The sequence below is a fragment of the Mesorhizobium sp. M0778 genome (genome assembly GCF_040320105.1).
In the GTDB taxonomy this organism is placed as follows: domain Bacteria; phylum Pseudomonadota; class Alphaproteobacteria; order Rhizobiales; family Rhizobiaceae; genus Mesorhizobium.
Window position 1 is genome coordinate 265,727 of the sequence record NZ_JAMYPA010000007.1, and the last position, 20,897, is coordinate 286,623.

20 protein-coding genes and 1 pseudogene are annotated in these 20,897 nt (G+C 60.5%); 5 read left to right on the forward strand and 16 right to left on the reverse strand.

Features of this window, described 5'->3' with window-relative positions:
• Positions 1-339 precede the first annotated feature (339 nt).
• From NKI22_RS13130 to NKI22_RS13155, 6 genes are all read right to left on the reverse strand, one after another.
• A complete protein-coding gene (locus tag NKI22_RS13130) occupies positions 340-1,629 on the reverse strand; it encodes an ABC transporter substrate-binding protein (RefSeq protein WP_023718494.1) in 1,290 nt (429 codons plus the stop codon).
• A gap of 28 nt (positions 1,630-1,657) precedes the next feature.
• The gene (locus NKI22_RS13135) at positions 1,658-2,494 is read right to left on the reverse strand and encodes a carbohydrate ABC transporter permease (protein ID WP_023718495.1); all 837 of its coding nucleotides are present in this window, start codon (positions 2,492-2,494) and stop codon (positions 1,658-1,660) included.
• Positions 2,484-3,431 (reverse strand): carbohydrate ABC transporter permease, encoded by a 948-nt coding sequence (locus NKI22_RS13140; protein WP_023718496.1) that lies wholly within the window; start codon positions 3,429-3,431, stop codon positions 2,484-2,486. The genes NKI22_RS13135 and NKI22_RS13140 overlap by 11 nt, the downstream gene beginning before the upstream one ends.
• A 24-nt stretch (positions 3,432-3,455) precedes the next feature.
• A complete protein-coding gene (locus tag NKI22_RS13145) occupies positions 3,456-4,319 on the reverse strand; it encodes a TauD/TfdA dioxygenase family protein (RefSeq protein ID WP_023718497.1) in 864 nt (287 codons plus the stop codon).
• Between the two features lie 111 nt (positions 4,320-4,430).
• A complete protein-coding gene (locus tag NKI22_RS13150) occupies positions 4,431-5,093 on the reverse strand; it encodes a TetR/AcrR family transcriptional regulator (RefSeq protein ID WP_198030474.1) in 663 nt (220 codons plus the stop codon).
• Between the two features lie 305 nt (positions 5,094-5,398).
• The gene (locus tag NKI22_RS13155) at positions 5,399-5,881 is read right to left on the reverse strand and encodes an Lrp/AsnC family transcriptional regulator (RefSeq protein WP_023718499.1); all 483 of its coding nucleotides are present in this window, start codon (positions 5,879-5,881) and stop codon (positions 5,399-5,401) included.
• 87 nt (positions 5,882-5,968) lie between these two features.
• Between NKI22_RS13155 and NKI22_RS13160 the strand changes: the two genes are divergently transcribed.
• Both NKI22_RS13160 and NKI22_RS13165 read left to right on the forward strand, forming a co-directional pair.
• On the forward strand, positions 5,969-7,042 hold the full coding sequence (locus NKI22_RS13160; protein ID WP_031193821.1) for a pyridoxal-phosphate dependent enzyme: 1,074 nt from the start codon (positions 5,969-5,971) through the stop codon (positions 7,040-7,042).
• Positions 7,043-7,137: 95 nt separating this feature from the next.
• Positions 7,138-7,755 (forward strand): glutathione S-transferase family protein, encoded by a 618-nt coding sequence (locus NKI22_RS13165; protein WP_352483668.1) that lies wholly within the window; start codon positions 7,138-7,140, stop codon positions 7,753-7,755.
• Between the two features lie 9 nt (positions 7,756-7,764).
• Here the strand turns inward: NKI22_RS13165 and NKI22_RS13170 are convergent, their stop codons facing one another.
• Both NKI22_RS13170 and NKI22_RS13175 read right to left on the reverse strand, forming a co-directional pair.
• Positions 7,765-8,622 carry a protein-L-isoaspartate O-methyltransferase family protein gene (locus NKI22_RS13170; RefSeq protein ID WP_352496637.1) on the reverse strand — a complete coding sequence of 286 codons (858 nt, stop codon included), beginning with the start codon at positions 8,620-8,622 and terminating at the stop codon, positions 7,765-7,767.
• 532 nt (positions 8,623-9,154) lie between these two features.
• Positions 9,155-9,475: an ABC transporter ATP-binding protein gene (locus NKI22_RS13175; RefSeq protein ID WP_023718503.1), complete on the reverse strand. Its 321-nt coding sequence runs from the start codon at positions 9,473-9,475 to the stop codon at positions 9,155-9,157.
• A gap of 390 nt (positions 9,476-9,865) precedes the next feature.
• Between NKI22_RS13175 and NKI22_RS13180 the strand changes: the two genes are divergently transcribed.
• Positions 9,866-10,522, forward strand: a complete 657-nt coding sequence (locus tag NKI22_RS13180; RefSeq protein WP_352483670.1) for a Crp/Fnr family transcriptional regulator — start codon at positions 9,866-9,868, stop codon at positions 10,520-10,522.
• A gap of 476 nt (positions 10,523-10,998) precedes the next feature.
• Here NKI22_RS13180 and NKI22_RS13185 read toward each other — a convergent pair whose 3' ends face one another.
• The 5 genes from NKI22_RS13185 to NKI22_RS13205 form a co-directional block, all read right to left on the reverse strand.
• Complete coding sequence (locus tag NKI22_RS13185; protein WP_023718504.1) at positions 10,999-11,175, reverse strand: DUF982 domain-containing protein; 177 nt, start codon at positions 11,173-11,175, stop codon at positions 10,999-11,001.
• A gap of 391 nt (positions 11,176-11,566) precedes the next feature.
• Positions 11,567-12,676 (reverse strand): LacI family DNA-binding transcriptional regulator, encoded by a 1,110-nt coding sequence (locus NKI22_RS13190; RefSeq protein WP_023718505.1) that lies wholly within the window; start codon positions 12,674-12,676, stop codon positions 11,567-11,569.
• 109 nt (positions 12,677-12,785) lie between these two features.
• The gene (locus NKI22_RS13195) at positions 12,786-14,315 is read right to left on the reverse strand and encodes an amino acid ABC transporter permease/ATP-binding protein (protein ID WP_023718506.1); all 1,530 of its coding nucleotides are present in this window, start codon (positions 14,313-14,315) and stop codon (positions 12,786-12,788) included.
• Positions 14,316-14,391: 76 nt separating this feature from the next.
• On the reverse strand, positions 14,392-15,228 hold the full coding sequence (locus NKI22_RS13200) for an ABC transporter substrate-binding protein (RefSeq protein WP_352483671.1): 837 nt from the start codon (positions 15,226-15,228) through the stop codon (positions 14,392-14,394).
• A 160-nt stretch (positions 15,229-15,388) separates the two neighbouring features.
• Entirely contained in the window at positions 15,389-16,255 is an 867-nt protein-coding gene (locus NKI22_RS13205) for a PfkB family carbohydrate kinase (protein WP_023718508.1), read from the reverse strand.
• A gap of 101 nt (positions 16,256-16,356) precedes the next feature.
• On the opposite strand from NKI22_RS13205, the gene NKI22_RS13210 reads away from it, so the two are divergent.
• Together NKI22_RS13210 and NKI22_RS13215 are read left to right on the forward strand one after the other, a co-directional pair.
• The gene (locus NKI22_RS13210) at positions 16,357-17,358 is read left to right on the forward strand and encodes an SIS domain-containing protein (RefSeq protein ID WP_023718509.1); all 1,002 of its coding nucleotides are present in this window, start codon (positions 16,357-16,359) and stop codon (positions 17,356-17,358) included.
• 64 nt (positions 17,359-17,422) lie between these two features.
• A complete protein-coding gene (locus NKI22_RS13215; protein WP_352483672.1) occupies positions 17,423-18,550 on the forward strand; it encodes an NAD(P)/FAD-dependent oxidoreductase in 1,128 nt (375 codons plus the stop codon).
• Between the two features lie 187 nt (positions 18,551-18,737).
• Here the strand turns inward: NKI22_RS13215 and NKI22_RS13220 are convergent, their stop codons facing one another.
• From NKI22_RS13220 to NKI22_RS13230, 3 genes and pseudogenes are all read right to left on the reverse strand, one after another.
• Complete coding sequence (locus NKI22_RS13220; RefSeq protein ID WP_352483673.1) at positions 18,738-19,175, reverse strand: TA system VapC family ribonuclease toxin; 438 nt, start codon at positions 19,173-19,175, stop codon at positions 18,738-18,740.
• Complete coding sequence (locus NKI22_RS13225; RefSeq protein WP_023718512.1) at positions 19,172-19,399, reverse strand: ribbon-helix-helix domain-containing protein; 228 nt, start codon at positions 19,397-19,399, stop codon at positions 19,172-19,174. The genes NKI22_RS13220 and NKI22_RS13225 overlap by 4 nt, the downstream gene beginning before the upstream one ends.
• A gap of 329 nt (positions 19,400-19,728) precedes the next feature.
• Positions 19,729-20,703: pseudogene (locus tag NKI22_RS13230) on the reverse strand (zinc-binding alcohol dehydrogenase family protein).
• Between the last annotated feature and the right edge of the window lie 194 nt (positions 20,704-20,897).

A 20,897-nucleotide genomic window follows, 5' to 3' on the forward strand; every position in this document is an offset into this window, starting at 1 on the left:
GTAAACGCATCCGAATATGATGTCGTCAAGCTTTTTTCGCCCAGAGGACGTCGCGCGGCTGGAGTCGCTGATGATCCTCGTGCGCCAAGGCGTGGCCTCGCCGTAAGGCCTGCATCACCCGATCGCCCAGGCGCCTAGGCCGCGTGGTGGGATATCGGTGGCGGCGCGCTGAACCTGCTGTCTGCCGCCAGCGCACTGCTAAGCAGTCCTGAGCTCGCGCGATCGAACTCAGGTCCATGGAACACCGCCTCACCCGACGACGACTTTACGACCGCGCTGATCCTCGCCGGTTGGTCGCCTGGCAAGTAGCAGGCGACATGGCCACGTCAGTCCATACGATCAAGCTGGCATTAGCGGCTTGACGCGATCGACAATGGCGGCGACCGCTTCCTTCGGGCTCTTGCGACCGAGGACGGCGAGCTGAACCTCCTCGAGAAACGTCGACTGAGCGCGAGCGGCTTCGGGAAAAGCCGGAAAGGCCGGTCGCGCCTTGGCAAGGGCGGCTGCCTCGACCGTCGCCTGTGGCAGCGCCCCGGCGAACGACGGCTCGGCATAGGTCGAAGCGCGGACGGGGCCATTGCCGTTGCGCGCCATGTCGAGTGTGGCGGCCTTGCTCGCTACGAAGCGGATGTAGCTCCAGGAGAGCCTCTTGTCCGCCGAATTGGCGGGAATGGCCATTGCCCAGGATTCGACGACTGGGTGCATTTCCTGACCGGTGCCGAGGGTCTTGGAGCCGGGAAACTCGATCGGCTTGATCTTTCCCGGCGCAGTCGACTGTTCCTTGCTGTTGAGCTGCGCGTAGCGGGCGAAAGGCAGCACCGCGAAGGCAGCGCGTCCCTGCTGCATCCACGTCGCCATGTCGTCGTTGCGCGTTGTGGCGTAGCTGCGGGGAAGCGCCCCGGCCTTGAAGAGGTCGGCGAGCACGGACAGGCCCTTTTCCATCGCCTCCGGATCGGGAACCACCTTGAACTGCTTGTCGATGAAATCACCGCCGAACGCGCGGGCGAACATGACCGGGAAGACGGCGAGGTCGCTCGCAAGGATCATGCCGACGGCCGGCGTACCAGACTTGGAGGTGAAGGTCAGCTTCTTCGCCTGCTCGACCAGCTCCTCCAATGTGTTCGGTGGCGCCGAAATGCCGGCCTCCTGAAGCAGCTCCTCGTTGTAGAAAAGCCCCTGCGTGGCATGGCGCACGGGGATGCCGACGAGCTTGCCGCCGACGGTCATCGATTGGCGCAGGCCCTCGGCGATATCGTCGAAATCGTCGATCGGCTCGGCTTTCTTGAGGTCGTCGAGCGGCTCGAACAGCGAGGCGATCTGCGACGTCATGCGGTTGTCGATGACATAGCCGACGTTGAAATCGGTCTCGCTCAGGCTCGCCTCCCGGAATAACCGGTCCTGGAGCGGATTGCTGTCAAGCGTAGTCCAGGAGATCTGGGCGTTGTTCTTGTCCTCCCAGGGCTTGATGACATTGCCGGCGGCGCCGGTCGTCAGGTTGGCTTGGTGGACGCGATGGCAAAGCACGTTCAGCGTCTTTACCTGGGCATGGGCCAACCGACCCAATGCGCCCGTCGCGCCGGCGGCCATCGCGGTCGTCAGCAGGGCTCTGCGTGTCATGTGCAAAGGCATTGTCTTCCTCCCTTTCTCGGTGACGTCGTCACCCCTTGGTCGCGCCGGCGGTCAATCCGGCGACCAGAAACCGGTTCATCAGGACCACGAAGACGAGAACCGGCAGCAATTGGACGGTAGAGGCCGCAAAGAGCACGCCCCAGTCGACGCCGTCGATCGAACTGATCATCTCCGAAAGGACCAGAGGCGCGGTCTTGGCGTGGTTGGCGGTGAAGATATAGGCGAACAGAAACTCGTTCCACGCGAAGACGACTACGAAGACGGCGACGGCGAGCATGCCGGGCGCTACGAGCGGCAAGATGATCTTGACAAGGATCGTCAGCGGCCGCGCGCCATCGAGGACAGCCGCCTCGTCGAGTTCGCGCGGTACCTGATCGATGAACGTGCGCATCAAGAGCGTGCCGAGCGAGACAAAGAACGTCGCGTAGAGCAGGATCAGCACCAGATGGGTGTCGTTGAGCCCGAGCCGATTGACGACCGGGAACAGTGGCAGCGTCACGACGATCGGCGGGATCAGCCGCGATCCGATCAGAAACATCACCGATCCTTCCAGGAAACGGACGCCCCGATAGCGTGAGTAGGCAAAACCGGCGAGCATACTTGCCATGACGGCAAGCGCCGTCGCCCCGGTGGTGATGATCAGGCTGTTGACGAGCCCGTCGAAAAAGGCCGGCCAGCGCTGCCACAGCGAGGCGTAGTGCTCCAAGGTCGGTTCGAAGAAGAGCTCCGGTGGAACCGCGAAAATCTCGCGACCGGGTTTGAACGACGAGAGCACGATGAAGCCGATCGGAAACAGTGACCAGACGACGATTGCCGCAACAGCGAGCATCTTTCCGGCACCGATGGCGAGACGCCTAGAACGCATTGGCCAGGGATTCCTTGCGCAGCCGCCATACATAGCCAGTCGCAAGCAGCAGCGAGATGACGACCATCATCCACGCCGTCGCGGCCGCCGTGCCGAACGAGTTGTAGCGGAAGCCTTCCTGATAAAGATAAACGGAAACGACCTCGGTCGTGCGTGCCGGGCCGCCCTGGGTCAGGAGCCAGACCTCGGAAAAGAGGCGGAAGGCGAAGATGTAGCGGAAGAGCAGCGCGATGAGCATCGCTGGCGCCAGGAGCGGCAGCGTGATGTTGCGGAAGAGCTGGAACGCATTGGCCCCGTCGGTGCGCCCAGCCTCGTAGAGCTCCTTCGGAACCGCGAGTCGTGCCGCATAGAGGATGATGAATGTGAATGGCAGGTGCAGCCAGATCGTGAGCAGGCCGACGAGGACGAGGCCGTGGGAAGGGATGAACGTCCAGTCGAGCGTCGGCAGACCGGTGTATCGCAGCATTAGCGTGATTGGGCCGACGTCCGGATCGAACAGGAAGCGCCACATTGCGACCGCCGTCACCTCGCTGATGGCGTAGGGAGCGAGCACCACGACGAGCATGACGCGCTGGAGGGGAAGCCCGGAAGCGAAAAGCAGGGCCAGGCCAAGGCCGAGCAGCAGTTCGATGTGAACCGCCACGGCGACGACGAGGACGGTGTTCCAGACCGAACACCAAAAATAGGGATCGGTGAGGACGCGGATGTAGTTATCGAACCCAACGAAGGTTGCCGATTGGCCGAATGACGAGGCTTCGAAACTCAGCCACAGGACGAAGATGGCGGGGAGCACGATGATCCCAAGCACCAGGAGGTGTACGGGCGTCGCATAGAGGTAGGCAGGCGAAAACGCGAAGCGCCGCCTCTTGGTCTCGCCAGCCGCTTCCGCCGTCCCCTCCCCCCTGTGGCCGACGGATGCCTCGGAACCAAATGCCATTGCTCCTCCCTGAGCGGTTGCGCGTCAGCCGTCCCTGGCGGCAAGTGGAACGGTGCCCTCCACCGTTGTCCTGTACATCACCCGGCGATATCCGGGATAATCGTTGATGGCGGTGTGCAGGACATGGGGATTGTTCCACATACCGAGCGTCTTCGGTTCCCAACGCAGCCTGCAGTTGAACTCGGGCCGGACAGCCCGCGCCATCAGGAAGTCGATCATCGGCTTGCTTTCTTCCTCCGTCATCCCCTTGAAATTGGTCATCACGCTGCTGACGAAGACATAGCGCCGGCCAGTCTCGGGGTGGCGACAGATCACAGGATGCTCGACGACGGCATTCTCGATCGCCTCGACATCGGCCTTGACGCCGAGCCGGCTGTGGGCCGCGTTGATGGCGAAGACCCCGCGGCCGCTATGGACGCCCGTCAGGCCTTGCAGGATCTCGACCAGCCGCGGCGAAAGCGAGTCATATGCCTTCTCGAGGCTGGAGAAGCAGGTGTCGCCGCCAACCGGCGGCACCTCCTCACCGTAGAGGATCGTAATGCCCGGCGGCTTCGGTAGCCAGGCGAGGTCCATGTGCCAGTCCTCGCCGATCACCTTGCCCGTGTCGTCCGGCTCGCGCACGAAGCGCACGATATCGTTAAAGCCGTCGATCGGCGTGTGCACCGGATTGCCGCTAAATGGTCCGAACCGGCGGGCGACCTTGTGGACGCCGGCGGCGTCAAGCTCCTGATCGCGCACGGCGAGCGCATGATACTTGTAGAGCGCGCGGCGAACGTCCTGGAAGGCATCCTCGCTCGCGCTCGCCAGATCGATCCCACGAATTTCTGCACCGAGCGCTCCAGTGAAGGGGCTGACCTCGAAACGAGTGAATGCGTCATCGCGCAGCACGTGATCCTCCCTAATACGCGCCTCGTCGCCATCATGGGCTGACTTACCTGCAAGTAAGTAACTTGAAAGCCAAAGGCTGTCAACTCACCCTCGCTTTGATCCACTGGATGTCTAGCCTCGACCCGAGCCCTTCCCCGCATCATGCCAAGCGGCGCGGATGATCGCGGCGAGCGCTGCGAAGGTCCTGGCGACCTCGTCGAAGCTTCCGGTGTCCTGCGTCATTGGTGGACAGGACAGAAGGGTAATGCGCAGCATGTGCACGAGCTCGTCGCTGAGTGTGTGGGAGGAAAGCTCTCCGTCCTTCACCGCCTGGTCTACCGCATGACGCAGGCTCTGATCATAGACCCGGTTGACGCGCTCCAGGGCACGTTCCGCTGGTTCGCCGAGAACCGGGAGGTCGTGGCGAAGGCGCGAAAGCGGGCTCCACATATTGCGGGCTCCCTTCTCAGCATTGAAACGTTCGTAGAAACGGCGCAGATCCTCGAGCTGCATATCGAGACGGTCGAAGAACCGGATATCGGGGGTCGTCCAGAAGCGCTTGATGCGGGCCTCGGCGTTGGCGGCGAAGTCTGCGATCAATTCCTCCATCAGCTGACGCTTGTTGCCGAAGTGATGATGGATGTTGGCGCGCGTCGTGCCGATTGCCGTCGCTATATCGCCGAAGCTGAAACCATCGTGGCCGCGTAGGACATAGAACTCGGCCGCGACCTCTTTGATTCTGGTCCGCGTAGAGTGCGCCTCGTCACCGGGAGATCCTGAAATGTTGGCTCTCATATCCCTTCCGAAATTCATGCCGCTCGCTGCCGCGACGATCACTATGCCGGAACGAGCCGCAACCGCCCACCGACCGGCACCAGACGCGATCAGCGTTGCTATCACAAATTGCCATGCGATGTACCCGTCGTACTAGAGTCTCTTTCTACGCACTGGCGGAACTAATATGGGCCAGGTGCAGACATTCGCGGTGGGGCGGGTGAGTAGATACGGGAACGCGTATATCGACCTTCAACCTGGTTCGCGCCCTTGACTGATATTACGGGTCAAAAGGGCAATGACCTTGCTGGGGCCACGCCACAAACTCAGGCAGTGGATAGCGGCTGCGCATCGGCTGCGCCGATCACTTCTCTCATCGTCACGATGGTGCGAAACGCCTTCACGTTCGAATCGGCGTGGAAGACTTCCCGCGTGAAGACATCGTACGCCTCCATCCCTGGCAATTGCAGGAGGAGCACGAAATCGGTTTCACCGGTGACATACCAAGCCTGACGAACCTCCGAGCGCCCGCGAAGCTTGCCGATGAAGGCGTCCAACTCGACAGCGCTCTCCCGTTCCAGGGAAACGAGCACATGGATGGTTAGCGGCAGGCCCACGGCCCCCGGGCGAACGACGGCAATGTCTGCTGCGATCACGCCATCCTTCCGCAGCCGGCGCAGGCGGCGCAGAACCGCGCTCTGGGAAAGCCCGACCTGCTCGGCGAGACGCCGCGCCGGGATCTGGTTGTCGCGCTGAACCAGCGACAGCAGCACATAGTCGAAGCGATCGAGGACGGCAGTTTTCGTCATGAGGACAGGCATGTATGACGAAATCAGGCAGGCGAGCAACGATAATAGGCGCCAACCGGCGTGGTTTCCGGGATAGAACTTCGCCTCATGGCCATAGACACACAGCCGGGCCTTGACCCTGATCAGATCGCGGCGCTGTTACAGCGCCTGTCGCCATTTTATGCACCGACACCGTTGCTCGACCTGCCAAACCTCGCTGCGAGCCTGGATGTGGCCCAGGTGCTTGCCAAGAACGAGGGACACCGTGCCCTGGGCAGCTTCAAGTCCCTCGGCGGCACTTATGCTGGTCTGTGTGCTCTGGCCCGGGCTACCGGGATGGATATCGACGAATTGCTCGATCCAGAGCGGGCCAGGACGCCGTTGCCGGCGTTAATCACGGCCAGCGCCGGCAATCACGGACTTGCCGTTGCCGCGGCGGCGAAGTTTGCCGGTGGGACGGCAAAAATATACCTCCACACGGGCGTTCCTGCGGCGCGGGTCAGGCGTATCGAATCACAAGGCGCCGAAATCGTGTGGGTCGACGGCACCTACGACGATGCCGTCGATCGGGCCTCCGCGGCGGCCCGGGCCGGAGAAGGCATTCTGGTGGCCGACACCTCTAGCGACCCGGACGACCTAGCTGTAGCAGATGTCGTCGCTGGCTATGGCGTGCTTGCTGCGGAAATTCGTCGCCAGGTCAACGAGATCGGCCATCTGAGGCCAACCCACCTCTTCGTGCAGGCCGGTGTCGGCGGACTTGCCGCCGCCCTGACGACTGGGCTGAAGGACTGGTTGATGCCTCCAGCCATGATCGTCGTAGTAGAACCAGAGGCCGCAGCCTGCGTCGCGGCCGGGCTGTCGCAAGCACGGTCCGTGCGGATATCCGGCGATCTCAAGACGTCGGCAGACATGCTCGCCTGTGGCGAAGCAGCCGCATCGGCGCTCGACGTACTCCGCCAAGGCAACGCTCGGGTCATAACCGTGTCCGAAGCGGCGCTTGCCGACGCGAAGAGCCGACTTCGCGAGGCAAACGGTCCAGGCACAACCCCGTCGGGTGCGGCCGGCCTCGCCGGCCTCGCCACCGCCGTCGCGACTTCCGGCCCATCGCGGGAGCTTGCGCTCGACGAATCGAGCCGGGTGCTGATCATCGTGACCGAGGCCGAACTGGAGAAGGACGCATGACGATGGCGCCAAACCCCGGACCATTGAACAAAAGAGCGGCTGGGCCGCGGACTGCTCGAGATGCCCACGCTTCAGACTCAACGCAGAACGGGTCCATGAAGCTCATCTACCAGACCCACTCCCCCTACGCGCGCAAGGTTCTGGTCTTTGCCCACGAGGCCGGGCTTGCCGGACGTCTGCGCGTCATTCATCACGAGACGAGCCCCATCAATCGCAACGATGATGTGTTTGCGATCAATCCGCTTGGCAAGGTGCCCGCTCTCGTTCTCGACGACGGCTATGCGATCTTCGATTCGAGCGTAATCTGCAGCTATCTCGACAGTCTCGAAAGCAGTCCTCGGCTCATCCCCGAAACAGGGCGAGCAAAATGGTCCGCCTTGCGCCTCCAGGCGCTCGCCGGCGGCATGTGCGACGCAGGCATTTCCATCCGCTGGGAAAACGAGCGCCGCCCTGAACATCTGCGTTATCCTGCCTTGGGCGCAGGCATGACGATGAAGCTCATCGAATCCTATAACTTCGTGGAACGCGAGGTCGAATTCGACGCACCGCTCCATGTCGGCCACATCGCGCTCGCCACTTGTCTAAGCTGGCTGGAATTCCGGGGACTGCCCGACTTCTTGCAGGGAAGGCCACGACTGACACGATGGTATAGATCCTTCGTGGAACGCCCTTCAATGCGTGCCACACCCTACGACGGCGACACGCGTGATTGATATCGATCGCTAGGCTTTCGAAATCCAGTATGTGTCGGTCACCAGCCAAGCGTTCTCGAGGCCATTTGCTGGTCGGCCTGGATGATATTGCGCGAGACGGGTGACCTTGCCTCGGGCAGCCTTGAGGGCGGCCATCAAGGCCTTTTCTTCGTCACTGCGCCTAGCTCCGCTGCAGGGGTAAAACCCGCATGGCACAAGTGACCGTACGGGAAACGTATCGCCGACCCTTTCCAGAAGCATCATGAAACCTCGTCGGTCCTCACCTGTGAACGGCAGTGCCATCCGGCCAGCGTCGGACAAATTTGAAAGCCACCGTTCCGGCACGTGCGTCACGCCGGCAAAAGCGACCACGACATCGAGGTTTGGCAGATCAACTGCCTGCGTTGCATCACCTGATATCACTTCTACATGGGCATAATGAGCAAGATTGCTTTGCGCACGCCGAGCCAGTTCTTCGTCGATCTCATATGCAATCACGCGTCCTTCAGAACCCGTTAGTTCAGCGAGGATGGCGGTGAAATAGCCGACACCGGCGCCCACCTGAAGGACAGTCTGGCCGGGAGTGATGTTCAGATGGTCGAAAACCAATGCCCAAAGCGACGGCAAGCCGCTGTTCAGTCCGCGTTTTTCGTCAAGCAAGACCAGAACGTCGTGGTAAATCTCATGAAGTGCGGCTGAAGGGCTGGTATGGACCGCCCCGATTTGCAATCTCGAATGGATACGCCAAGGCCCGTTGCCAAGGTAGTGTTCGCGCGGAACCTTTGCGAAGGCCTCGATGACCGCAGGGTTGTGCAAGACAGGTGATGAGACACGCAGATCTTCGGCAAACCACCGGCGCGCTTCACTAGCATCGATTCTTGTCGGCATGGAATATCGGCTCCGGATCGCACGTACTCAATCATGCTCTCAGAAAACCGAACGACGGCAAAGGGGCGCTATCCCCGCATTGAAGGGCAATGCCCGCTATCCGTTTGCCATAGAGCGCAGCTTTGCCGAGTGCCCTGCCCTCTTTGCCTGTGGACCCGCCCGTTTCGGCGCCTGGCGTCTGACCGAATTTGGCGCACGGGTGCCCGGAACGACGCCAGGACATCAACTCGCGCGGCGGATTGATACTCATTCTCGTGACATAGGGGGATTTTATAGCAAAGCGCGGACACCGGCGGCAACCTCGGCCAAGTCGTCATTGAGCTGGTGGTTGCGGCCGTCGAGCCGATGCAGGAGCGCGCTGGGTATCGCTGCTGATAGAGATCAATATGCGCAAAAGCGCAAGTTCGTCCCTGCTGCCGTGATGGCTTTTTCGTGGGCGAGAACCATCAAAATTTCTGGCATTGTTCCGAAGGCCGACCGCGAGGCTGTAAGGCGTGGCGATATGGAAGACACGCAACGCTCCGCCCGACGATCACATCCTCCGGCTGGCCAGCAGCCTTGTGAGCCAGTTCGGATCCATTTCCGGCACGGAGGATAAAAGCCGCTCGGTATAGGGGCCGTGCGGCGGCGTGAGAATTTCGCTCTTTAATGCCCGCTCAACGACTTTACCTTGGTGCACCCCAATTTCGTCGGCGATCGCCCGCACGGTGGCAATGTCATGGGTGATGAAAATGCAGCTCATGCCGAGTTCGCGCTGAAGCCGCATTAAGAGCTTGAGGATTTCCTCTTGCACAATCTGGTCGAGCGCGGACGTGATTTCGTCGCAGATGATGAGTTCCGGATCGGCGGCCAACGCCCGGGCGCAAACGCGCTGCTTCTGACCCCCCCGACAGTTCGGCCGGCAGACGATCCAGGTAAGTTTCGCTCATCTCGACCATGTGCATGCGTTCGCCGATCCCCCGATCCCACAACCAAGCCGTACTACTGCGCGGCAAGGTGATTGGCGGTTCGGAGCCTGTTGCCGGACCTTAACCCGGAGACTTAACCGCCCTTGTACACCCTAAGTTAAACGCAGTTTACCAAACAGACGAGGACAGTAGGCAAACCCGCCCCTAGGGTAAGAGGTCGTTCTGTCGATTTATCCGGGAGATACTATTGTCAGTCGTGTGGAAACAGAAGCAAATTTGCGATTCTCCATGCAGACACTATTGCAGTTCATGTGCTCTCATCCCATAGGGGGACGTTGTCGAAGAATGAGTGGGGGAACAACAATTTTCTCGGTGTTACCGCAAAAATCTATAAACCCCATTCGGTGATATGCCGGCAGGAGGACGACAACAGTGAGATATTCATTGTAAAATCGGGCTGGGGCATACTTTATCAGGCACTGCCGGACGGAGAGCGGCAGATCATAGACACTCCCCTCAAAGGGGATGTCGTCGGTTTCCGTGGCTTGGACGGACCCCGTCTTGCGTCGCTGGCGTCCATAACCGAACTAGCTGTTTATGAAATTTCCAGTAAGGAACTGGTCGAGGCCATCCTGTCGGACGGCCGAATCGGGAAGAAGATCGCCTGTTCGCTGGCGCGCCTGAACGCCATCCTTGCCGAACATCTGACAAATACCGGGCGACGGAACGCGATGAGGCGTACCGCCCATTTCCTGCTGGAGTTGGAAGAGAGGCTCTCCATGGTTGAGCTGTCGGTTGATGGAAGATATGAGTGTCCTCTTGCCCAGCATGAACTGGCCGACATCCTCGGAATGACCACGGTTCACGTCAACCGAACGTTAAGGGAGCTGCGCAAGGCCGATCTCGTCTCTTTCAAGTCAGGCCATGTAGAGGTGATCAACCGCAAGAAGCTGGTCGAAACAGCCGGATTCGACAGCGAGTATCTCAGGTAGCGGCTATATCTCTTTGAACGCCAGCGCATGGACACCAAAATGAAGACGGTCGTTCCGTCGCCGGAACAGTTCGAGACGACATTTACGGAGGGCTGGTCGTGCGCGGGACGCCTGACGTCTCGACGACAGCGGTATGCGGCTCGAGGCGGTCGACGGTTGGGCTGAGCGGAACGCAACCCAGCTCGTGCCGAGCAAAGCAAAGTGTGCGAAGGGAGATCATCATGACCCGACGGCAACACTTGTGAATCGGCGTGCAAAATTCGACGCCGATTTTGCACGCCGATTCACAGGCCGAAGCCTCCCAGACCGAGGACCGGGCGGTATGGGCTGCGAGAGGCTTGGCGGCGAAACACGCTGGCGTCATTGCCGTGGTCGCGCGATGCTAACCCTGCATTAGGCGAATACGGCGAGCCGACGACATTGTTCGTCAGCCGCGACGTGCCTGATATGGAATGAGCTTCCTTCGGAGACAAGAGCTACGGCGGCAGTAGCTTTCCCTCCTCTTTGGCGGCCTCAAGGAACGCTCTGCGAACCACATCGGGCTTCACCTGATCGATCATTGCATCCATGCAGAGTTGCACCGCGCTATGCCACTTAGGGCCGCGCTTGCTCCACTTCAGGAGCTGCTCAGCGGCCCTTCGACGTTGCTGCATTGGTAGATGACGCCGGGACGGCCGGTCTTTACGGGAATCGACGGTGAAAACCAATGGAGCGACATTTGTACATAAGCCCTATCTAAACTAAGAGTTCCGTCAGCCACGCCCCGGTTCGAGCCAAGGATCGGAAAACCGGCTATGGCCCAGCCCCGCGCAGCCCCTTCTGGCTGGCCATATCGGGGTAGGGACGCAGCGTAGACATCTATTTTAGGATGCATTGCCAACTCAGAGATGATCATTGCGGTGATGCGAGCCGCTTGGCTAAAGCCGTCGTGGCAACGCTGATGCAGCGGGGCCGGTGATGACGGTTGTAGTCTCGCGTCTCGGCCGCGGTGCGTTTCTCAGAGCCCCTTAGAGACTGCCCCAGCCATAGACCGTTGCGGCCGGGTCAGACGGCCTCGCGGTTGAGATGAACTGCAATTGAATTGCGCTCCACCAAGCGGGCCGCAAGGACACGGTGCTCGAAAGGTAACGTGGCCTCCGCCAACCTCTTCAAGAGAAGCTCCGCTGCCGCCGCTCCAATCAAATGTGCCGGCTGCGCGATGGCTGTGATACCCTGGGTCACGAACTGCATCCAGTCGAGATCGTCGAAGCAGAGCAGCGAAACGTCTCCTGGAATCGCAAGCTTCAATGCGGAAATGGCCTCCAGAACCCCTGTCGACATCACACCATCGGCCGTAAACAGAGCGGACGGTGCATTGCGCATTGTCAGCAGATCGAGCGCCTCCTTGCGGGCTGCCTCGCTAGAATAGACCGCCACGCGACGGATCAACTGCGGATCCGGCGTAATGCCCGCGGCGCGATGGGCTTCGAGATAACCCAATAGTCTCTGCCAGCTTGGATGATGGTAGCGAAGATCAGCGCTGGAGAGATCAACGTTTGCCACAAACGAGCCAACATCGTCGCGTTGGCCCGGCCCGAGTTCCGCCAATATTCCGATGCGGCTGTGTCCGGCCGCTATCATCGCCGCGATGCTGCTATGCGTTACAGAAACGTTGTCGACCACGACTGAATCGGTTTCCAGGCCCGCCACCATGCGGTCGAACTGCACGACGGGACAGCGAGCCGCGACTGCTTCACGAAGATGATCCGGCTCGTCCACGAAGGTCGATGAGACAATTAAACCGTCGACCTGCTTTTCCAGCAGCAGTTGCACCGCCTCTTGCTCGAGTTCGGCATTTTCATCACTGTTCGTAACGATAACCCCGAAGCCGCCACGGCGCGCGACATCCCCTATTCCGCGCAGCACGCTGGCGTAGAATGGGCTTTCGATGTCGCCAACCACAACGCCGATAGTCTGCGTTTTACCGGTGATCAGACCTTTGGCAAGGCGATTGGGGCGGTAGCCCAGCTCAGCTGCTGCGGCCCGCACCTTCTCCTGAACCTCGGGGCTGCTGTAGCCGTAGTCACCAAGAACACGCCCGGCCGTGGCGGAACTCACCCCGGCCCGGCGAGCGACCTCTATGATAGTTGCGTTTTTGGGTAATCTTTGAGTCACTCGGCAAACCTACCGCCCATGCGCGCGTTGTGCCGGCGACCTAGCGGCAGTTAAGCCCGCCCCGCAAGGCCGAACACCGGAACAGCCGCCGTTGCGCACACCATTGCAATCACAGCACCTCGGACAAAAAGCGCCCAAGACGCGGGCTTTGCGGGTTATCAAATAGGTCCTCTGGTCGGCCTGCCTCGACAATTCGCCCCTCGTCCATGAATACGACCTGGTTCGCGACCTTGCGGGCGAAATTCATCTCGTGTGTTACGACCACCATCGTCATCCCGCCCCGACCGAGATCGGCCATCAAGTTCAGGACGCCTTTGACCAATTCCGGATCGAGCGCGCTGGTGACTTCGTCGAACAGCATAATCTCGGGTTCGAGGGCCAGGGCGCGCGCGATGGCCACCCGCTGCTGTTGCCCGCCCGAGAGATTGGCCGGCCGATGGTCCTTACGCTCCAGCAGTCCGACTTCATTCAGCCTCGCCAAGGCCGCGCCCTCAGCCTCCTCGCGCGACATGCGTTTAACTTTGCGAAGCGCCAAGGTGATGTTGGCGAGCGCGCTGCGGTCGGGGAACAGATTGAACTGCTGGAAAACCATGCCGACGCGCCGCCGGAGTTGGTCAGGGGTCTGTTTGTAGATGCTTTCGCCATCGAGCAGAATGTCACCGGCTCGACACTCTACGAGGCGGTTGAGGCAACGCAGCAAGGTCGACTTGCCCGAGCCGGATGGACCGATGAGGCAGGTGACGGTCCCCGGCTCCACTTTCAGACTGACGTCATGGAGGACCTGGACGGCGCCATAGGCCATGTCGATATTCTTGACCTCAATACCGCCACCCTTGAAGCGTGTGGGCTCTGCTGCAGGCAACGTCGCTGTGCCCGGCACGCCCGCTTCGGCAAGCTCGGCGACTTCCTTGAGGCCACTTTGCACAGCGGTGATACGTTTGCCGACGCGCATGCGCGCGTCGATGTAATTGACGAGGTGGGTTAGCGGCACCGTGATCACGAGATAGAACACGCCGGCCAGCAACAGCGGCGACAAGTTGCCGGTCAGCACGGCTTGGTCCTGGCCGACGCGGAACAGTTCGCGTTCGGAGGCGAGCAGACCAAGGAAATAGACCAGGCTGGAGTCCTTTACGTTGCCGATGAACTGGTTGACCAGTGCGGGCAGGACGCGGCGGATGCCTTGCGGGATCACCACCAAGCGCATGCCTTGGCCATAGGTCATGCCGAGAGTGCGGGTGGCGTCGATCTGACCACGCTCGACGCTCTGAATGCCGGCGCGGAAAATCTCCCCGATATAGGCGCCGGCGATCAGGCTGAGCGCCAGAATGCCCAGCGGATAAGGCGATGGACCGAACAGATCTCGGCCCAATCGCGCGAAGCCTTGGCCAATGATTAGGATTGTGACGATGGCAGGAAGCCCGCGGAAGATATCGGTGTAGACTCGGGCAAGGAGTTTCAGCGGCCGGTTCTCGGAAATCCCCATCACGGCGAGTACGATACCGATCAGCGTCCCGAAAAACGTCGAGGCAAGGGCCAGGATCAGGGTGTTCTTGAGGCCGACCATCACCATGTTCGGCAGAACTTCTGCCATCGCCTGGAAATCAAGAAAGCTGCGGGCGAAGTTGTCGAACCAGCTCATATCAAGTCCATCTATAACTCGGCCGGGCACCGTTGCTCACGGGCCCGGCCGGAAACGCTAACGAATACGCGCGAATTTACTTCTTTGGCAGATATTGATCCGGCATCGGGGTACCCGGGAACCATTTCTCGTGAAGCCGTTTCCAGGTGCCATCGTCCATGGCCTCTCGCAATGCCTTGTTGAGCGCTTCTCGGAAGGCGTCGTTGCCCTTCTTGACCACGAAACCGGCTGGCGCATCGAAGGACGGCACGTTCATTGTTATCTTCAGGTTCTTATAGCGCTCCACATACTGCTTGGCCGACTCATAGTCAGTGAAATGCCCATCGATCGTCCCGTTGTTCAGCGCCGCCACGGCAGTGTTGTTGTCCGGGAATTTGACGATGTCGCCCTTCAGATTCTTCTCGGCATAGATTTCCTGCAACGTCCCCTGGATCACGCCAATGCGCTTTCCGGCGGTGCTCTCATTGCTCGTCAGAGCCGGATCAGGCGAAATGATCGACAGGTAGCCAGCGAGATAGCCGTCGCCAAAATCCACGGTCTTCTTGCGCTCCGCGGTCGTGCCAATGGCGGCGACAGCGACGTCGAAGCGACCGTTGGCGACAGAGGGCAGCAGGGCCGAGAATTCCTGACCGGTGAAAACGACCTGCTCCTCCTTGAACCCGAGCCGGCGCGCTACGTCGCGGAAGAGTTCAGCGTCGAAACCGGTGAAGTTGCCGTTGGCGTCGGTGAAGACATAGGGTTTCGCATCGCCCATGGTTCCGACGCTGATCACCGTCGGGTCGATGAGGTTGTAGGGGTTGTCGGCCGCTTTTGCCTGCGTTGATGCGGCCAACGTGCCAAGTCCTGTCACCAGCGCGATCGTCAGCGCCAGACCGGATTTCACAAATTGGCGCCTGCTCGAATTCGTTTGCATGTCTTCTCCTCTTACGATTGGCCGAAGTCGGCCTGCGGTCCCACTCGACGACCCATCCATCAAAACGCTCTTTCATGGCGTTGGTTAGATGAATGAGAACGTTATCACTTTGACTAGCATTGTCCATTTCTCGCGTCAATTGCTCAGTTGAATTCCCCAACTAGACGGTTCTCTCGTCTTGAATGCGCCGAGCTCCGCGGAGGACCTCCGGCGTGATCTTTCCTAGATCAATTGCTGCCGCATAGCCGATCGCCCCGTAGTACCGGCAGGTAGCAGCCGCCGCCTCCGCGGCTTGGCTAAGAATGTCCTGAGGCGCCTCTTTCTTAAGCAGGCCGAATAGCGTTCTTGCGATGAAGGTGTCGCCCGCGCCCAGGGTGTCGACGGGTTCGACCAACCGCGCCGGGGTTCGGTAAGAGACGGTGTCGCCGTGAAGCACCGCGCCGGCCCGACCGCGAGTCACAAGAACCCACCTTGAACCAAATGCGAGCAATTCGGCTGCGATTGCGGCCAATTCCTTGTCGTCGAGACCGTCACCCGAGACACAAGCCAGATAGCAATAGGGCCCAATCTCGCGTCGGTGTCCCGGTTCCCGGCGGGTGGAAAAATCATAAGACAACAGTGACTTACTTGATACAGCGGCAACCCACGGGTCCAAACCGCTGGACTGGCCGATGTGGACGGCCTGAAAACCCGAGAGAAAATCCAGATCTTCTTGCGTCGGCGTGAACACCGAAACTCCGAGATCGAAGTCCAGGAAAATCCGATCGGCGTTGCGGTGACCTATGAGGCAGTAGGCGGTCGGCCCTTCAAGGCGCCGCAATCGGGTGATGTCCACGCGGTCGGACTTGAGTGCGGCGTGGATCAAGTCCCCTGCCCGGTCTTTGCCGATCGCCCCAACATAGGCCGACTGCCCGCCGAAGCGGCTGACATACACCGAGACATTGAGGCAATTTCCGCCAGGATACATCTCGCCGCGAGCGAGATAACAATCGACCACGTTGTCGCCCATCGCGGCAATCTTGACCATCGCAGGACTTTCAGTTTAAAGGGTGTGATAACGTTCGCACAATGGCCCGCCATTGTCAATTGTGCGCCGGCCCAAGCTCTGTCAACGAGAAGAGGAACCTAATGATTTTCGCCCTCCCCGCCGACGTTGAACGCGCCCTGGCCGCTACGGCGGGCAGGCAGTTTTCGCATCTATTCCTCGTGGCGTGCGGCGGCTCGCTCTCGATCATGATGGCAGGCAAATACTTTGTCGACCGTCACAGCGGCACATTCGCCTGCGATATCTACAACGCGGATGAGTTCGTCTGCCGAGATCCGCGACGGTTGGGACCTGACGCGCTCGTCGTCCTTTGCTCGCAGACAGGCACCACCCAGGAGACCGTGCGAGCGGCCAATCATGCAAAGGATCAAGGCGCGACGACAATCGGCATGACGCTCGACCAGATATCGCCCCTCGCGCAGGCGGTCGACCACGCAGTCGCCTACCAGGCCTCCTACACGACGGGCAAACCGATCGATGCAGCCCGCAGCAACTACGGCGTGCTCTACATGTTGCTCGCCGGCCTAATCGATGCTCGGGAGGATGCCGGGCTGACCGCCGATCTGCTGATGAGCCTGAGCCATCTTCAGCCGGCGATCGAACGTGCGCACCGGACCTATGCCGACCGGTTTAAGGCCTTCGTACCCCGTTTCGCGCCGCGCAAAGCGATCTACACACTGGCCAGCGGTGCAAGCTACGGTGCGGCGTATTCCTACGCCATCTGCGTGTTGATGGAGATGCAGTGGTACGACTCGCAAGCCATACACGCCAACGAGTTCTTTCACGGCCCGTTCGAGGTGGTGGACCGGGATACTTGCTTCGTGGTCTTGATGGGTTTGGACGAGACGAGGCACCTTACGGAACGCGCTCGCGATTTCCTTTTCAAGCACGGCAGCCGGGAAAACATCCTGGTGCTCGATGGAGCGGAACTCGACCTCAGCGGTATGTCCGAACACATCAAACCCTATCTCGTGCCCTTGGTCTTCTTCGACACTCTATGGCGTTTTGCCTATACGCTGGCTGGTCTGCGCGGCCAGCCGATGCTCGAGGGCCGGCGCTACATGAAGAAGCTCACGGACTACTAGTTCCGCCGCGCTCTGCAGCCATCCAACAACTCCCAGCCCGGCTTCTGCGTAGAAGGATTTTTCTATGACTGCATCCCCAAAACCGCGCCAAGTCGTCGTCATCGGCGCTGGCATCTTCGGCATCTCTTCCGCGCTGCACCTCGCTCGTCTTGGCTTTGATGTAACCATTGTCAACGACGGCGCGCCGGCCAACGGTGCATCCGGCCGTTCACTTTCCTGGCTGAACTCAGCGCGACGTGCTGACACTGCTTACCACCGCTTGAGGCTTGCGGGCATCGACCGTTATCGGACCCTGGCGGCCACAAGGCCGGAAACGGCGTCGTGGCTTCGCTTTGACGGCGGCCTCACCTGGGATGCGGATGATGGGACGAACCAGATCGCCTCCATCTGCCAGCTGGAGCAGGATATTGGTTATGACGCGCTTCTGCTCGGCCCTGCCGAAGTCGGCGCAGTGACGCCCGGTGTCAACGCCAGCGCAATCACCCCGCAGGGTGCCATCTTCAATCCTGGCGAAGGATGGGTTGACCTGCCCTGCCTGATCGATCTGCTGCTCAATGAGTTCCGCTCCCGCGGCGGCAAGCTCGTCCAGAACGCCGGACGCGTGCGGATAGATGCCACAGGTGGTCGCGCGCGTGGCGTCGTCACTGCCGACGGTGTGCCGTTAAAGGCGGATGCAGTGGTCCTTGCCGTTGGGCCAGCGACGCCTGCCATGCTTGCGGAGATCGGAGTTCGTGTCCCCGACGCCACGCCGATTTCACTCCTCTTGAAAACCAAGCCGATCAAGACCGAGCTCCGTGCCGTGCTGAATACGCCGCGCGTGGCGGTGCGCCCGACGCCGGATGGCGAACTTGTTTTGGATTCGGCGTGGTCGGAGGAAGAAGTCGTGGTCAACTCTGATGGAACTTACACCGTGCACGACAAGACCGTCAAAGGACTGCTCGACGAGGCTAGTGCGGTGCTCGAGGGCAATCGGCGGCTCCAACTCGCTACCTATGCAGTTGGCCCGAAGCCCATCCCGGGCGACGGCGAGCCAGTGCTTGGCTCCGTCGAGACCGTCGCCGGGCTTCACGTCGCCTTTAGCCACAGCGGCGCCACGCTTGGATTGATCGTCGGCGAATTGCTTGCCAAAGAAATCGCCTCAGGCAATCCGCATCCCATGCTTGCAACGTTTCGCGCTAGTCGATTCAGCTGAAAGGGCAATTGCGGCAAGGCCGAACTGTCCAAGCGCGGACGCTCAAGGGAGAAGATGAATGCCCCGCAAACTATGGCCAGATAGCCGCTCGCGATCCACTGGAGTGCGCTGAGCGCGACAAGTTGCGCAAGCCTCAATTCAAAGCCAAGAAGATCGAAAGGCAGACTGCACCGAAGAGCCCGGCGGTCTACCTTGTGTGAATTAGGTGCAGTGCAGACTTCCCGCCCTTCACGGGCGCCGCTGACAGCTTGCGGTCAAAGCTGGCAAGTTGGCCGCCTCGCGCCTTGGCGAGCGCGAGAAGGTACGTATCCGTGACCTGTGCCGAAGTCAGGATTTTCGCTGCATCGATGTCGCCGGAGCCAACCAGGCTCACATCGTCGGGCCAGAAGCTGTGCCCGTGCAGAGCCCGCAACTTGGTAACGATTTGCGCAACGATGGCGGGCGAGCCGGGAGAATTAGGATATCTTTGGTTCCCGACGATGCGCAGGACGCCGTTTTCGGTGATCGGACAAGTAGCCCATGCCGCGTTGCCCGTCTCTTCGAACCAGCCATGCGCGTCGCCATAGGCGACGTGACCAGGATCGATCAGTGCGATCAGCACATTGACACCGAGCAGGAAGGTCAAGGCAGTTCGTTTCGCAAGGCGTTGACCGTCTCAAGCGTGACAGGAGGTGCATGCGGCCGAGGCGACAGAAGAGGAATCCCGTTGCGCTCGCCGCCAGCTTGAGGCCGGCGCAGCGAGCGCCGGGCGAGATCGCTAATGACCTCGCCGAGGCTACGACCCTGCTGCCGGGCCATGGCCCTGGCCGCGACCAGGACGTCGTCATCAATCGCCAGTGTGGTTCTCATATCACTCTCCTGACGCGCATCAAACATCACGCATGATGTGGACTAGCTACGTCGGACACTCAAGCGGTGCGAATACCCGGCGGATTTGCGTGGAACACGTTTTGCCGGAAAGATCGTCGCTCCGCGGCTTCAACCTTTATGCGACGAAAACTGCGCCCGCGGTAATCAGCGAAACGCCAAGCCAGTTCGGCAGGGACAATTGTTATCTGAGGAAAACCGCACGGAATACCGTGTCAAGCGCGACGCTTAGCGTGGCGTCACCGAGCAACTCGCCCTCCCACAATGCAGCACCAGGGCTGCGATGACATGTCTTGATCGTGTTGCTGAAGTCAGCCAGATCCTACGTCGATAACGGCCTTGATCAGACCGGACTTCTGCTGCGCCCAGATTGCGATGTCGCGTGGGCTGTCGCGCAGGGTGGTGCGGTGGGTGACAAGCTGGTCGATTGGTATTTTTCCAGCGCGGATCGAGGCAATGACGTGCTGGAAATCGCTACGCGTCGCGTTGCGACTGCCGATCAGCATCATTTCCCGTTTGTGGAACTCTGGATCGGAGAAAGTTATGTCGTCCGGCACGACGCTGACCATCACCATGACGCCGCCATGAGCAACATAGGCAAGGCAGACTGCATCGAACGGCTGTTTCCCGTTGCGTCGAAGACGACGTCGAAACCTGCTCCCGCAGTTCGCGCCGCTATCGTTTCGATGATCGAAGGTCAGCCGCTCGGTATCGACGTCCATGACGGTCACGTTCTGTTGCGCGATTCGCGCAAAAAGCGCCGTGCCGAGGCCGATCGGCCCGGCGCCGATAACCAAGGTGCGAATGCCCGGCCCCGCCATGCATCTGCGGACTGCGTGGGCACCGATGGCCAGAAACTCGACCGTGGCCGCCTCCACCAGTGACAGGCCGGCCGCTGGAATCAAGTTTTGCGCCGGCACGAGAATCTGCTCACTCATGGCACCGTCACGGTGCACGCCAAGCACCTCGATCGACATGCAGCAGTTAGGCTTGCCCTGGCGGCAGGCGGCACAATGTCCGCAGGCAAGATAGGGATTGACGAGGATTTGCTCTCCGACCGACAGGTCCACGGGCGCGTTGATTGCCGCGATTGTTCCCGAAACCTCATGGCCCATGATGCGCAGATAGGCGAGATAAGGATGCCTGCCCTCGAAGATGTGGTAGTCGGTTTCGCATATCCCGACAAAGGCGACATTGACCAGTGCCCAGCCTTCGGGCGGAGCGTCTGGTGCCTGCTGCTCCTCAAACACCAGTCTGCCGGGCTCGGAGCATCGCACGACTTTGATGGTGGGATCCATGACGGCAATTCCCCCCTTGCTAAGCTGGAGTCCGGCAACAGGAAGTGGTGCGGCGGGGGCAAAACCCCGGCCCCGGGGGGGTGACAAGAAGTACTTGAAGTTATGGCGCGGCCCCCCTCCGGCGGCGGGATGAACAATTGGCGCGCCGGGGTGGGGGGGGGTATTAACAAAAGACCCGGCCC

Bases quoted from the DNA above. Each gene is read 5' to 3' on its own strand.
- NKI22_RS13130 (WP_023718494.1), bottom strand. From the start codon at position 1,629: ATGCCTTTGCACATGACACGCAGAGCCCTGCTGACGACCGCGATGGCC.
- NKI22_RS13135 (WP_023718495.1), bottom strand. From the start codon at position 2,494: ATGCGTTCTAGGCGTCTCGCCATCGGTGCCGGAAAGATGCTCGCTGTT.
- NKI22_RS13140 (WP_023718496.1), bottom strand. From the start codon at position 3,431: ATGGCATTTGGTTCCGAGGCATCCGTCGGCCACAGGGGGGAGGGGACG.
- NKI22_RS13150 (WP_198030474.1), bottom strand. From the start codon at position 5,093: ATGAGAGCCAACATTTCAGGATCTCCCGGTGACGAGGCGCACTCTACG.
- NKI22_RS13155 (WP_023718499.1), bottom strand. From the start codon at position 5,881: ATGACGAAAACTGCCGTCCTCGATCGCTTCGACTATGTGCTGCTGTCG.
- NKI22_RS13160 (WP_031193821.1), top strand. From the start codon at position 5,969: ATGGCCATAGACACACAGCCGGGCCTTGACCCTGATCAGATCGCGGCG.
- NKI22_RS13165 (WP_352483668.1), top strand. From the start codon at position 7,138: ATGAAGCTCATCTACCAGACCCACTCCCCCTACGCGCGCAAGGTTCTG.
- NKI22_RS13170 (WP_352496637.1), bottom strand. From the start codon at position 8,622: ATGCCGACAAGAATCGATGCTAGTGAAGCGCGCCGGTGGTTTGCCGAA.
- NKI22_RS13185 (WP_023718504.1), bottom strand. From the start codon at position 11,175: ATGCAGCAACGTCGAAGGGCCGCTGAGCAGCTCCTGAAGTGGAGCAAG.
- NKI22_RS13195 (WP_023718506.1), bottom strand. From the start codon at position 14,315: ATGAGCTGGTTCGACAACTTCGCCCGCAGCTTTCTTGATTTCCAGGCG.
- NKI22_RS13200 (WP_352483671.1), bottom strand. From the start codon at position 15,228: ATGCAAACGAATTCGAGCAGGCGCCAATTTGTGAAATCCGGTCTGGCG.
- NKI22_RS13205 (WP_023718508.1), bottom strand. From the start codon at position 16,255: ATGGTCAAGATTGCCGCGATGGGCGACAACGTGGTCGATTGTTATCTC.
- NKI22_RS13210 (WP_023718509.1), top strand. From the start codon at position 16,357: ATGATTTTCGCCCTCCCCGCCGACGTTGAACGCGCCCTGGCCGCTACG.
- NKI22_RS13215 (WP_352483672.1), top strand. From the start codon at position 17,423: ATGACTGCATCCCCAAAACCGCGCCAAGTCGTCGTCATCGGCGCTGGC.
- NKI22_RS13225 (WP_023718512.1), bottom strand. From the start codon at position 19,399: ATGAGAACCACACTGGCGATTGATGACGACGTCCTGGTCGCGGCCAGG.